This window comes from Bacillus cereus G9842, from assembly GCF_000021305.1.
Taxonomy (GTDB): domain Bacteria; phylum Bacillota; class Bacilli; order Bacillales; family Bacillaceae_G; genus Bacillus_A; species Bacillus_A thuringiensis_S.
The window spans coordinates 3,705,877-3,720,197 of the sequence record NC_011772.1; the positions used below are offsets into that span (position 1 = coordinate 3,705,877).

The window sequence follows — 14,321 nt, forward strand, 5'->3', positions numbered from 1 at the left end:
CTCATCCTTTCTTTAACTTTTTCTGTAAGCGATACAGTTCGTTCATCGCTTCTAAAGGCGTCATATCAAGTAAATCAATTTTTTTAATTTGCGCCAGTACTGCTGTTTCTTTTTGATTTAACGCAAGCTTGTCTTGTTTCTTCGAAGACTGTTCTCCTCCAAAGAAAGATAGTTGTGATTCTTCCTCAGTCTCTACTTTCGCCTCTAGTACTTCTACTGGCTCTTCTTTTACAACTACAGGTTCTGGAATAACTTCTTGCTCCTGCACTTTCACTTCTACACGCTTTGGAATAATAATTTCTTCTTGTCCTTCTAGTTGTGCTAACACTTCTTTCGCACGGGCAATTAAGCTATCTGGAAGCTCTGCAAGTTGCGCAACGTGGATTCCGTAACTTTTATCTGCTGCTCCATCTTGAATTTTATGAAGGAATACTACTTTACCATTCTCTTCAATTGCTGAAACGTGTACATTTTTCAGTTGATCTAAACTCTCTTCTAACACAGTCAATTCATGATAATGTGTAGAAAATAACGTTTTTGCCCCAATTTGGTCATGAATATGTTCAATGATTGCCTGTGCAAGTGCCATGCCATCATACGTAGATGTACCTCGTCCAATTTCATCAAATAAAATTAAACTTCTTTCTGATGCGTTTGCAATTGCATTTTTCGCTTCTAACATTTCGACCATAAATGTACTTTGACCTGAAATCAAATCATCTGCTGCACCAATTCTCGTAAAGATTTGGTCAAATACAGGTAATACTGCTTCTGTCGCTGGTACGAAACAACCAATTTGTGACATAACCGTTACAAGTGCTAACTGTCTCATATACGTACTTTTACCAGACATGTTCGGTCCTGTAATTAAAAAGACATCCATCTTCTCTGGCATAATACAATCATTCGGTACATACAATTTCCCGTTCAATACTTTTTCAACGACAGGATGACGACCATCTTTAATAAAGATTTCACGCTTCGTTGTTAGTACAGGTTTTACAAACTGTTCTTCTTCACTAACTGTCGCAAAACTTTGCAGTACGTCTAATTCACTAATTACTTTTGCTAAATGTTGTAATTTCGGAATAAATACTTTTACTTCTTCACGAAGCGCTGTAAATAAATCGTATTCTAGTTGTACAATTTTTTCTTCTGCTTCTAAAATTAACGTTTCTTTTTCTTTCAGTTCATCTGTAATGAAACGTTCAGCATTAGCAAGCGTTTGTTTTCGTTCGTAGCGGCCTTCTGGAAGTGCTGCAAGATTCGCCTTCGTCACTTCAATGTAGTAGCCGAAAATACGGTTGTACCCGATTTTTAACGATTTAACTCCTGTAATATCACGCTCTCGTTTTTCAAGCTCAGCGATCCACGTTTTTCCGTTTTTACTAACGTAACGATATTGATCAAGCTTGTCATTATAACCGTCTTTAATAATATCTCCATCTTTAATAGAAAGCGGTGGGTTTTCTTGAATACTTCTTCCTAGTAATTCAGTTAAGCTCTCACATGGATCCGCGCCTTGAATTAACCTTGCTGCATAAGCATTATCTAACAAACTAATCGCTTCTAAAATAGCTGGTACTTGAAGTAAAGATCGTCTTAACTGTAATAAGTCCCGTGCATTGACATTACCAAATGCAACTTTTCCTGCTAAACGTTCTAAATCATATACTTCTTTTAATTTTTCTTTTAAATCTTCACGTAAGAAGTAATCATTTACAAATGTTTCAACCATTTCTAAACGCTCTTCAACTTTTTCTTTCTGAATAAGTGGACGTTCCATCCACTGTTTTAACATACGACCACCCATAGCTGTTTTTGTTTTATCCAATAGCCATAATAATGATCCTGTTTTTTCTTTCGTTCGAAGTGTTTCCGTCAGCTCTAAATTTCGCTTTGAATGCACATCAATTTTCATAAATTGATTCGTATAATAAATTTCTACAGGTTGTAAATGATCTAATGAACGTTTTTGCGTTCTTATCACATAGTTAAATAAGCGTCCAATTGCTTTAATTAACTTTGCTTGCGAAACATTTTTCACAAGATGTTCTAATCCTTCAGGAATTGCCGTTGCATCTTCATATGAAATTGTCATTTTTAACGTTTCAGTTAATTTATTTAATTCATCTTTAGAAAATGAAGAATCTACAACAATTTCTTTCGAACCAGTTGCATACACTTCCAATAAAATATCTTCTACTGAACCAGTCAATAACGTTACTGTATTTTGTCCAGTCGTTAAATCATTACAAGCTAAAGCATATGATCCATCTTCAAAATGTGTTAATGCGGCTAAGAAGTTGTTTTCTTTCTCATCAATTGTACGCCCTTCCATCATCGTTCCTGGCGTAATTAGTTGTACTACTTCACGGCGCACTACACCTTTAGCTGTTTTTGGATCTTCCACTTGCTCACAAACAGCAACTTTATATCCTTTTTCAACAAGTTGTTCAATATAGTTTTTAGCTGCATGATGCGGTACACCGCACATCGGTATACGATCACTACTGCCACCATCTCGGCTCGTTAATGTAATCTCAAGTTCATGAGCTGCTTTAACGGCATCTTCAAAGAACATTTCATAAAAATCGCCTAATCGGAAAAATAAAAAGGCATCTTGATAGTCTGCCTTAACCTTTAAATATTGCTGTATCATAGGGGTATATTGCGTCATACTTTTCCTCCATAATTCTTACATAGTAATCAATTTTCATATATGTCACATTTCACGGACATCCATATCTCCTATTTCAGGAGTCTATCTTCATTATAACATATTTCATAAAGAATCATGTTCATTCAGCGCCACTTATGTAAAGTAAAAAGCTAGGAAGAACTTCTCCCTAGCTTTCTATTACTCTTCTTCTGCATCAACGATAAAGTTCGGATCTAATTCTTCAAATTCATCATCAGCAATTTGGAAATCATCATCTGATTCTACGCAGCCTTCAGGATTTACACTTACACAAATTTTCGTTTCTCCAACTACTTCTGTTACAAATTCACGTTCTACAGTTACAACAATTTTATTACCGTTTGGTGATACAAGCGCTTCTAAACAATTTGGTGGCTGAATAACACGAGCAATAATTTCTAAATCGTCACCAGAAAAGTTTTTATCACGATAACCAATGCTTACTTCGTCCGTGTAGTTCACGCGTTCTGTTACAACTTCAGTCTTTGTATTTCCATCAAATGAATACCAAGTGTTCACATCATAGAAACCTTCAATTTCCACATGCTTCCCATTCTTTCTTGCTTCGTACGAGTGGTTAATTACCCAGCACCCTAAAATACTTGTTGGTTCATTATTCGATTCACATGTATGCGTTGACTTTGTATACTTACGTCCTTTTCCAACCACTGCTTTTGTAATAATCTCTCTAAATTCGGACATTCGTAACCCTCCTCAATCACTATTCACTTAATCATATGCGTGACAATAGCGGAATGTGTCATTCTTTTTTTGAGAAGAACTTACGTTTAATCAACTAAAAAAAAGAGATGTCAATATGACATCTCTTTAACAACCACAATTTCCTTTTTTACTTTCTACCGCTGCGCCAGTTTCACCCTTAAGTACATCGCCACCAGTTGAAATTAATATTTCATCTGTTACGTTGTTAGAAATTGTACTAGCAACTAACTGTAATAAGTCATTTACATATGTTTGTGAAGATTTAAATTCTTGTACGACTGGAATACTGTCTAACTTATCTTGCAATGCATCAATTTCAGCTTCTACCTTTTTTAAAGCTTCCCACTTCCCGTAATGCTGCAAGTTTACTGCTTGTTTTTGCAGTGCTTTAATTTCATCGATTGCGCGCTTTACATTTTCATTTTTATGAATTTGCGCCTCTGCTTTCTTAAAAAAATCAACTTCTTCTGTTTCAGAAATCATTTTTGCTAATTCTTTTGCTTGTTCAACAATGTCATCTTTCGAATATACTTTCATCTATTATTTCACCTCAATCGGCTCTTCAACTAATTCCCCGTTAAGAGACCAAGTTTTTGCTTCCGTTACTTTTACTTTCACAAGCTGACCAATTAAAGATTTTGAAGCGACGAAGTTTACAAGTTTATTCGTGCGAGTATAACCTGCAAGTACTTCCGGATTATTTTTACTTTCCCCATCAACTAACACTTCTACAATTTGACCTTTGTAACGACTATTCTTTTCAATTGCCAACGTATTTACTAGTGTATTTAAGCGTTGAAGACGTTCTTTCTTCACTTCCATAGGTACATTATCTTTCATTTTTGCAGCTGGTGTACCTTCGCGAGGAGAATAAATAAATGTAAAGGCAGTATCAAATCCTACTTCACGATATAACGACATCGTTTCTTCAAATTGCTCATCTGTTTCATTTGGGAAACCAACGATAATATCTGTTGTTAATACTGCATCTGGAATTGCTTCTTTAATTTTTCTTACAAGTTCTAAATAATGCTCACGTGAATATTTACGCGCCATAATTTTCAGCATATCTGTACTTCCAGATTGAACTGGTAAATGGATATGTTCTACTAAGTTGCCACCTTTGCCAAGCACTTCAATTAAGTGATCATCGAAATCACGTGGATGGCTCGTTGTAAAACGAATACGGGCAATATCAACTTTACGAAGTTCGTCCATTAAATCACCAAGACCGTATTCTACATCTTCAAAGTCTTTACCATATGCATTTACGTTCTGTCCAAGTAATGTAATTTCTTTATAACCATTCGCAGCTAAATGACGAATCTCTTGGATAATATCTTCTGGACGTCTGCTCCGCTCTTTTCCGCGCGTATACGGTACAATACAATACGTACAGAACTTATCACAGCCATACATAATATTTACCCAAGCTTTAATATCACCACGACGTACTTTCGGAAGGTTTTCAATTACGTCGCCTTCCTTTGACCATACTTCAACTACCGTCTCTTTCGAGAACATCGCATCTTTTAGAATGTACGGTAATCTATGAATATTATGCGTTCCAAATACCATATCTACATGCTGATTTTTTTGCATAATTTTATTTACAACAGATTCTTCTTGAGACATACAACCACATACACCAATTAAAAGGTCCGGATTTCTTCGCTTTAGTGACTTTAAATGGCCTAGTTCACCAAACACTTTATTTTCAGCATTTTCACGAATTGCACAAGTATTTAATAAAACTACATCTGCATCCTCAGTCGAAAAAGTTGGTTCATATCCAAGCGTTGTGAAAATACCTGCCATTACTTCCGTATCATGCTCATTCATTTGACAACCATATGTACGAATATAGAACTTTCTTCCTGTACCAAAATTGCGAAACTCTTCAGGTAAGCCAAAATCCCGTTCAATTTTAACTTCTTCTTTCCCTCGCTTTTTCGCATCCTTTAAGGAAGGTGGTTGATATACACTTTCAAAGTATTTACTATAATCTTTCTCTTCTTTTTTCGTAGAGGAATTTGCTTGTTGACTTGCTAATCGTTGTTGCTCGTTCATCGGTAATCTCCTTTCACCCTTAACTATACACACTCTATAGTCCATTTTAATGCGCCTAGACTCACCTCAAAAATGGTTAGATAGCTTGAGAGATAACTTGTCCTTTGAAACTTGAGTAATCAATCTAATCATTCATAAGAATGAAGTCTTCCCCACGCAAATAGACATTCCCTTTTTATTATTTCTTGTTGTCCTACCCAAAAGCATATTGCTTTATCCCTATAAACATTACCATAGTATGACCTGTTTCGCCAATTTTAACAATACAGAGGCCCTTTATTATCTTACATTTCATAAGCAATGAACTTGCCATTTTCATACAACGATTTATATATTATTTTACCATTCTGAATTTTCTAAGTAAATAAGACTACCCTATATTTTTCTAATAAAAAAAGGTTGCCACATGGCAACCTCCTCTTCTTATATTACATAAATTCAGCAACAAGCTCATCAAACATTTTCTGATCCATATTTAAATCAGATTTCACTAAAGGCTCTTCACTATAGCCTTTAACAAGTTCTTGATATGATGGTTGCTTAGTATTTTGATAAATTAAACCTGTTACTAAACCGTTATTTTCCATTAAAGTTTGCATAGCCATCATGCGATTAGATGGATCATATCCCTCTACTGTGCTTAGTTTCGTTAAATTCTCTTTAAACCAATCGTAGGTATTTACTTTATTGTAAGTAACACATGGGCTAAATACGTTAATTAATGAAAATCCTTTATGGTTAATACCAGCTTCAATAATTTGTGTTAATTCTTTTAAATCACTCGAAAAGCTTTGCGCCACAAATGTCGCACCAGCTGTTAAAGCCATTTCCATTACATTTAGTGATGGTTCAATTGAACCTTGCGGTGTGCTTTTCGTTTTAAATCCAGCTTCACTACGTGGTGAAGTTTGCCCTTTTGTTAACCCGTAAATTTGGTTATCCATTACGATGTACGTAATATCGATATTACGACGAATAGAATGGATTGTATGTCCCATACCAATCGCAAATCCATCACCATCACCACCTGAAGCGATGACTGTTAAATCACGATTTGCCATTTTTACACCTTGTGCAATCGGAAGGGCACGACCATGAATACTATGCACACCATATGAATTAATATAACCTGAAATACGGCCTGAACAGCCAATACCAGAAATAACAGCAAGTTCATCTGGATTTAAACCAACGTTAGCTGCCGCACGTTGAATTGCAGCTTGCACTGAGAAGTCTCCGCAACCTGGGCACCAGTTTGGCTTTACACTGTTACGAAAGTCCTTAAATGTTGCCATTTAATACAACCCCTTTTTTGCATTCGTTGTAAATCTCTTTCGGCAAGAATGGGTTTCCATCATATTTTAAAAGACTAGAAATTTTCTCACCATTACCAAGATTCATTTTCATAATGTTAGCAAGCTGACCTGTTGCATTGTTTTCTACTACTACAACACGCTTCGCCTTTTTCACAAGTGGATCGATTTCAGCTGTTGGGAACGGGTGAATTAAACGTACATGAGCATGGTTTACTTTCATACCCTCTTGTTCTAAACGCGTCATTGCCTCTTCGATCGCACCACGAGTTGAGTTAAATCCAACAAGCAATACGTCTGCTTCTTCATGCTTAACATTTTTATAAACAGGGGTATTAAACTTCAAGTTTTCCATTTTACGGAAACGTTTGTCCATTTGATCTTTACGGTTTATTGCTGATTCCGATGGTTTTCCAGTTTCATCATGTTCTACACCTGTAACATGGTGAACACCATTTTTCATACCAGGTAAAACACGCGGTGAAACGCCGTCTTCAGTTACTTCATAACGCTTGAAGTATGCTTTATTTTCACGTTCTGGTAATTCCGCTTCTAAATCAAGCTTACCACGACGAATTTCCACTTTATCTAATTTAAGTGGTTCTACTGTTTGTTTTCCTAACGAAAGCTGTAAATCTGTTAAGAAAATAACAGGAACTTGATATTCTTCAGATAAGTTAAATGCTTCTACAATGTCATAGAAAGCTTCTTCAACTGTACTTGGCGCCATTACGATTTTTGGAATTTCACCATGCGTACCGTAAATCATCGCCATTAAGTCAGACTGTTCTTGTTTCGTTGGTAATCCCGTACTTGGACCACCACGTTGTGTATCAACAATTACTAATGGAGTTTCTGTAATACCTGCTAAACCGATTGCTTCCATCATTAATGAAAGACCAGGACCAGCAGATGCAGTTAATGTACGAACACCAGCATAGTTTGCACCGATTGCCATTGTACAAGCTGCGATTTCATCCTCAGTTTGGATTACTGTTCCGCCGACTTTCGGTAATTTTTTAATTAAGTATTCCATAATTTCTGATGCAGGTGTGATTGGGTATGCTGACATAAAACGAGCACCACCAGCTACCGCACCAAATGCGATTGCGTCGTTTCCAATCATAAACATGCGTTTTTTACCATCAGCTTTTTCAAGCTGCATCATGTTTACTTTCTCACCTAGTAATTCTTTCATATATTGAGAGCCGCGTTTAATTGCGTCCATATTCTTTTGAACGACTTGCTCTCCTTTACGACCAAAGATTTCTTCAACAACATCTAAATAAGCTGTTTCGTCTAATCCTAATACTGCACTTGATGCTCCAACAGCAACCATGTTTTTCATTAATGATGTGCCTAATTCTGAAGCAATATCTGTAAACGGTATCACATATAGATTTACATCTGTATTATCAGGTATTGTTGGATTAAATTTCGCATCCGCAACTACAATTCCACCTGGACGTAGTTCGTGGAAGTTAAAATCAATTGTTTCTTGGTCAAAAGCAATTAAAATATCTAAATCATCTGAGATCGCTCGTACTTCTGTTGTACTTACACGAATTTTATTATTTGTATGGCCGCCTTTTATACGTGATGAGAAGTGGCGGTAACCGTATAGGTAATATCCTAATCGGTTTAATGCAATACAGAAGATTTCTCCTGTACTTTCAATTCCTTCACCTTGTTGGCCTCCAACTTTCCATGAAAGTTGACTAATCATCTCCTACACCCCTTTTGGCTGCATTCATTGTAGTGTATTTTTTTACAGTAATAGTTTAGCATTTTTTATGCAAATAAACTACAACGGACGCAAATTATGCCTCTTCTGATTTCCCTGAATCTTTAGTATAAAGCTATTTTGTTTTTCATTCTAGTATTAGGTCTTAAAAAAAGCAATAAAATCAAATGAATTAATTTTAATTATTCTGAATTTTAAACCAAAAACTTAAAAACTCATATGTTCAACAAAATTATCATATAAAAATCTTTCTACAGTAGATGCAGCATAGTATTTATAAAGCTCATTCATGACATTTTCATAATCTCGGTAGGCAGATACATTGACAACCGTATCTACAATCCCATCAAAATCTGAACCAAACCCTATATTGTTTTCTCCACCTAGCGAGCAAATATATTCGATATGTTTTACTATATCTGTTATATTTGCTTGTCTTTCACTTGTTAGAAACTGCGGTACAAAAGTAACACCGATTATGCTATTTCTCTGTATAAGCGCTTTAATTTGTTCGTCATTTAAATTGCGTGGATGCTCACACAGTTTATAACAATTTGAGTGGGATGCAATTGGGTTATTTGCAATTTCTATCACATCCCAAAAACTTCTCTCATTTAAATGTGATAGATCCGTCCATAATTGCAAAGTATTCAACTCTTGTACAACTTGTCTACCAACAGTAGTTAAACCTGCTCCACGCGTCTCTAGCGCCCCATCAGCTAACAAATTCGCATAGTTCCATGTTAATCCGAAAGAACGTACACCTAACCGATAAAACAAACGTAATTTCATCGCTTCTTTGCCAATTGCTTCGCACCCTTCTAACGTTAATAGCGCGCCAACCTCGTCTTGTTTTAATCTATTTATATCCTCTTTCGTTCGGATAAATCTCACACTTGGTAGCGATAGAATTTCATTATAAAAAATATCTATCATTTGTAATGCCGCTTCAAATCGTTTTTCATACGTCACTGTTTCTGGCACATATATTGCAAAACATTGTATACTTCCTTGTCTTTCCTTTAACTGTTGAAATGTAATATGTAATTGCGGATCGTTTTTAAAATTCTTTTTTCCCTTTGCACTCCATAACTGAAAGAGCACATCACAATGAGCATCAAAAATTTTCATTTTCATTCCTCCATTATAAAAACAACCTGTTTGCATACTGCAAACAGGTTGTTTAAACTTAACGAGGTTCTACAATTAATTTTATTGCTGTACGCTCTTCGCCATCAATCATAATATCTGTAAACGCTGGGATACAAATTAGGTCCAAACCACTAGGCGCTACAAACCCTCTTGCAATTGCTACTGCCTTTACCGCTTGGTTTAATGCACCTGCACCAATAGCTTGAATTTCTGCTGTTCCGCGTTCGCGAATAACACCTGCAAGTGCACCAGCTACAGAATTAGGGACCGACGTTGCTTTAACTTTTAATATTTCCATTCCGCGTTTCCTCCTCGTTTCTTTAAAAAGTATTAGCAATTATTTCACTTTAACTTATATTCACGAGGAATGGCGCGTATTCCTGCTAAATTTTCGTAATTTTTCTAAAAAATTAAAATATAATAACTTATCTAAAATTTAACGGAAATTTACTCAAAAAATGGTTGATCGTCATTAATTAAAATGCGCTCAATTTTCTTTGCTTTTCCTGTATTTGGATCCACATCAATTAACACTGCACTTAATTGCGTTCTACCACTTGTTACTTCAAATCGTACCGGTAAGTTCGTTAAAAACTTCTTCAATACTGCTTCTCGGTCCATACCTAAAATTCCATCATATGGCCCTGTCATCCCAACATCTGTAATATATGCCGTTCCGCTTGGTAAAATACGGTTATCCGCTGTAGGGACATGCGTATGCGTACCTACTACTGCTGTAGCACGTCCATCTACATACCAACCTAGCGCTTGTTTTTCACTTGTAGTCTCCGCATGGAAATCAATAAAGATAATATTCGTACGTTTTTTCGCAATATTAATTAATTCATCCACTTTACGGAATGGACAATCAATCGGAGGAAGGAAAGTACGCCCCTGTAAGTTAATAACTGCAACTTCTGTTCCATTACAGTTCACAAAGATAAGTCCTTTTCCTGGAGTTCCTTCTGGGAAGTTAGCTGGTCTTGCAAGATATTTTGCATCATCGATGAATTCAAATACTTCACGATTATCCCAAGCATGGTTTCCAAGTGTAACTGCTTGTGCCCCACACTCTAAAAAGTTTCGATATATTTTTTCTGTAATCCCACGGCCACCTGCTGCATTTTCTCCATTAATGATTGTTACTGTAGGTGTATATTTTTTCTTTAATGCCGGTACGTACTGTTGAATCATACCTCTACCAGGAGATCCTACTACATCCCCAACAAATAATATTCTCATATGTCTTACCCTTTCTATGTACTGCATTTTTTATTGCTATAGCATCAAGTAAATTCCTTATAATATGTTTATTATAAGTTTGTTTCACTTTTATGCTAAATAACTGTCTTTATTTTATCCAATTCCAACACAAAAAAATAAAGTGGTGTTTCACCACTTTATTTTGCGTATTCCACTGCACGTGTTTCACGAATAACAGTTACTTTAATATGTCCTGGGTAATCCAGTTCATTTTCAATACGTTTTCGGATATCACGAGCTAAACGATGAGCTTCTAAGTCATCGATTGTATCTGGTTTTACCAAAATACGAACTTCACGTCCTGCTTGAATTGCAAATGATTTTTCAACGCCTTCATAAGACTCTGAAATCTCTTCTAATTTTTCAAGACGACGAATGTAGTTTTCAAGCGTTTCACTACGAGCTCCCGGTCTTGCAGCTGATAAAGCATCTGCTGCTGCAACTAAAACTGCAATGATAGAAGTTGGTTCTGTGTCACCATGGTGAGATGCGATACTGTTTATAACTACAGGATGCTCTTTATATTTCGTTGCGAGTTCAACACCAATTTCAACGTGGCTACCTTCTACTTCATGGTCAATCGCTTTTCCGATATCATGTAATAGACCAGCACGTCTTGCTAGTTTTTCATCCTCACCAAGCTCTGCTGCCATAAGTCCAGTTAAATATGCAACTTCCATAGAGTGTTTTAAGACGTTTTGTCCATAACTTGTACGGTATTTTAAACGACCTAAAATTTTAATTAAATCTGGGTGTAATCCGTGAACACCCACTTCAAACGTTGTTTGCTCTCCGACTTCGCGAATATACTCGTCCACTTCACGTCTTGATTTTTCGACCATCTCTTCAATACGCGCTGGGTGAATACGTCCGTCCTGTACTAGTTTATCAAGAGCGATACGAGCTGTTTCACGACGAATTGGATCGAATCCAGAAAGAATTACCGCCTCTGGTGTATCATCGATAATTAAGTCAATACCCGTTAACGTTTCTAACGTACGAATATTACGACCTTCACGCCCGATAATACGTCCCTTCATTTCGTCATTTGGAAGATTTACAACCGAAACGGTTGTTTCAGCAACATGATCAGCTGCACATCTTTGCATTGCAAGAGATAAAATCTCTTTTGCTTTCTTATCCGCTTCTTCTTTCGCGCGAACTTCACTTTCTTTTACCATAACAGCGATTTCATGAGAAACTTCATTTTCTACTTTACCAAGAATAATTGCTTTCGCTTGTTCGCGTGTCAGATTGGAAATGCGCTCTAATTCTGTTTGTTGCTTTTGAACTAACTCTCCCACTTTGCTTTCCAACTCTTCAATCTGTTGTTGTCTCGCTACAAGAGATTCCTCTTTCTTCTCTAACTGCTGCTCGCGTTTATCGAGCGTTTCGTCTTTACGATCAAGGTTCTCTTCTTTTTGCATTAAACGATTTTCTTGTTTTTGTAATTCGCTTCTACGGTCACGAATTTCTAATTCAGCTTCTGTACGAAGTGTATGAATTTCATCCTTTGCTTCTAAAAGCGCTTCTTTCTTAAGTGCTTCAGCCTCACGATTCGCTTCGTCTAAAATACGTTTCGCTTCATTAGCCGCACCATTAATCTTCGCTTCAGCAATAGACTTTCGAACAAAAAAGCCAACAACTGCACCGACTGTTGTTGCAAGCAAAATGGAGATGAGTATCCAAACTGTACTACTCATGATTTCACCTCCCCTTGCTATGAATGAAAAAAGACTGTCGGCATGTACATTAAATTACAATATACAGCAAAGACCGTCGTCCCGCTTTTTTAAGGGACTTTCTTCATTTCACAATTAAAATGTCATATTATTATTTCGGTAAGATTTAAACCTTACTCCGAATATTACTTCTCTTCTTGAGAAGAGTATATCGTATATAAGAAAAAATATACATTCTCATTGTATCTATCGTAATTTTCATTGTCAAGCGTTGTCTACTTTTACTTTCTTTACCTTCAGTCCTTAATGTTATCTGAATTTGAAAAATTGATAGCATACTATCCTGGAAAACCTTAGTAAATACCATTTTATTCCCTTAAAACGTATGAATATTCCTCTTTACACATCCCATTTGAGTCAAAAAAATATTTTAACCACTACGATAGATACCCCTTTAATAGAAGATTAAAAAATAAAAGACACGGGACCCGTGTCTTTTATTTTTTAATCTTGAAGAGTTGCATCTTCCGTGTCTTCCACACCAGAATCTTCACCAATTCCGTGATGATCACGAACAAAGAAGGCAATTTCCTCTCTTAAGTCCGTATTCTCTTTTAAGAATTGCTTCGAATTTTCACGACCTTGTCCTAAACGTTCTTCATTATAAGAATACCAAGCACCGCTCTTTTGAACGATATCAAGCTCAGAAGCCATATCCAAGATTTCACCCTCTCTTGAAATACCTTCTCCGTACATAATATCAACTTCAGCAACACGGAATGGTGGCGCTACTTTATTTTTCACTACTTTTACTTTTGTTTTATTACCAACGATGTCGTTACCTTGCTTTAATTGCTCCGCACGACGCACTTCAAGACGGACAGTTGAATAGAATTTCAACGCACGACCACCTGGAGTTGTTTCTGGGTTTCCGAACATAACCCCAACTTTTTCACGAATTTGGTTAATAAAGATTGCAATTGTTTTTGATTTGTTGATTGCTCCTGAAAGCTTACGAAGTGCTTGTGACATTAAACGTGCTTGTAAACCTACGTGTGAGTCACCCATGTCGCCTTCAATCTCTGCTTTCGGTACAAGAGCTGCTACAGAGTCAATTACGATAATGTCAACCGCACCACTTCGTACAAGAGCTTCCGCGATTTCTAATCCTTGCTCCCCTGTATCAGGCTGTGATAATAGTAATTCATCTATGTTAACGCCTAATTTTTGTGCATATACAGGATCCATTGCGTGCTCCGCATCGATGAATGCTGCTTGTCCACCTTGACGTTGTACTTCTGCAATTGCATGTAATGAAACTGTCGTTTTACCTGAACTTTCAGGTCCGTAAATTTCGATAATACGGCCACGTGGGTATCCGCCTACCCCTAATGCCACATCAAGTGCTAAAGAACCACTTGAAATTGTAGAAATTCTACGTTCCGCTTGTTCTCCTAATTTCATAATTGAACCTTTACCAAATTGCTTCTCTATTTGTTTTAACGCCATATCTAATGCCGCTTGACGATCACTCATTCAAAATTCCTCCTTAACTGAATTGCTAATCTTATTATACCTATTTTCAATTCAATTTGCCAACAAAAATCGAACATTTATTCGATTTTTTTATTTTCCATTACATAAATACGTAATTTAACTATAAAAAAAGCTAG

The 14,321-nt window shown here is 36.4% G+C and carries 11 protein-coding genes; all 11 read right to left on the bottom strand.

Annotated features, from left to right (window positions below; genetic code table 11):
• Window position 1: 1 nt before the first annotated feature.
• On the bottom strand, window positions 2–2,680 hold the full coding sequence (gene mutS / locus BCG9842_RS18490; protein WP_000195991.1) for a DNA mismatch repair protein MutS: 2,679 nt from the start codon (window positions 2,678–2,680) through the stop codon (window positions 2–4).
• A gap of 180 nt (window positions 2,681–2,860) precedes the next feature.
• Window positions 2,861–3,403: an outer spore coat protein CotE gene (cotE, locus tag BCG9842_RS18495; protein WP_001288799.1), complete on the bottom strand. Its 543-nt coding sequence runs from the start codon at window positions 3,401–3,403 to the stop codon at window positions 2,861–2,863.
• 126 nt (window positions 3,404–3,529) lie between these two features.
• Complete coding sequence (locus tag BCG9842_RS18500) at window positions 3,530–3,961, bottom strand: RicAFT regulatory complex protein RicA family protein (RefSeq protein ID WP_000870460.1); 432 nt, start codon at window positions 3,959–3,961, stop codon at window positions 3,530–3,532.
• A 3-nt stretch (window positions 3,962–3,964) separates the two neighbouring features.
• Window positions 3,965–5,494: a tRNA (N6-isopentenyl adenosine(37)-C2)-methylthiotransferase MiaB gene (gene miaB / locus BCG9842_RS18505; protein ID WP_001005392.1), complete on the bottom strand. Its 1,530-nt coding sequence runs from the start codon at window positions 5,492–5,494 to the stop codon at window positions 3,965–3,967.
• Window positions 5,495–5,922: 428 nt separating this feature from the next.
• Window positions 5,923–6,789, bottom strand: coding sequence for a 2-oxoacid:ferredoxin oxidoreductase subunit beta (locus tag BCG9842_RS18510; protein WP_000190155.1), 867 nt, complete (start codon window positions 6,787–6,789; stop codon window positions 5,923–5,925).
• Window positions 6,776–8,533, bottom strand: coding sequence for a 2-oxoacid:acceptor oxidoreductase subunit alpha (locus tag BCG9842_RS18515; RefSeq protein WP_000625417.1), 1,758 nt, complete (start codon window positions 8,531–8,533; stop codon window positions 6,776–6,778). The genes BCG9842_RS18510 and BCG9842_RS18515 overlap by 14 nt, the downstream gene beginning before the upstream one ends.
• Window positions 8,534–8,758: 225 nt before the next feature.
• The gene (locus BCG9842_RS18520) at window positions 8,759–9,718 is read right to left on the bottom strand and encodes a dipeptidase (protein WP_141526697.1); all 960 of its coding nucleotides are present in this window, start codon (window positions 9,716–9,718) and stop codon (window positions 8,759–8,761) included.
• Between the two features lie 22 nt (window positions 9,719–9,740).
• Window positions 9,741–10,001 carry a stage V sporulation protein SpoVS gene (spoVS, locus tag BCG9842_RS18525; protein WP_000404341.1) on the bottom strand — a complete coding sequence of 87 codons (261 nt, stop codon included), beginning with the start codon at window positions 9,999–10,001 and terminating at the stop codon, window positions 9,741–9,743.
• Between the two features lie 149 nt (window positions 10,002–10,150).
• Window positions 10,151–10,945, bottom strand: a complete 795-nt coding sequence (locus BCG9842_RS18530; RefSeq protein WP_001221092.1) for a TIGR00282 family metallophosphoesterase — start codon at window positions 10,943–10,945, stop codon at window positions 10,151–10,153.
• Window positions 10,946–11,103: 158 nt separating this feature from the next.
• The gene (gene rny / locus BCG9842_RS18535) at window positions 11,104–12,669 is read right to left on the bottom strand and encodes a ribonuclease Y (protein WP_000099770.1); all 1,566 of its coding nucleotides are present in this window, start codon (window positions 12,667–12,669) and stop codon (window positions 11,104–11,106) included.
• 483 nt (window positions 12,670–13,152) lie between these two features.
• The gene (recA, locus tag BCG9842_RS18545; RefSeq protein ID WP_001283853.1) at window positions 13,153–14,184 is read right to left on the bottom strand and encodes a recombinase RecA; all 1,032 of its coding nucleotides are present in this window, start codon (window positions 14,182–14,184) and stop codon (window positions 13,153–13,155) included.
• Window positions 14,185–14,321 lie beyond the last annotated feature (137 nt).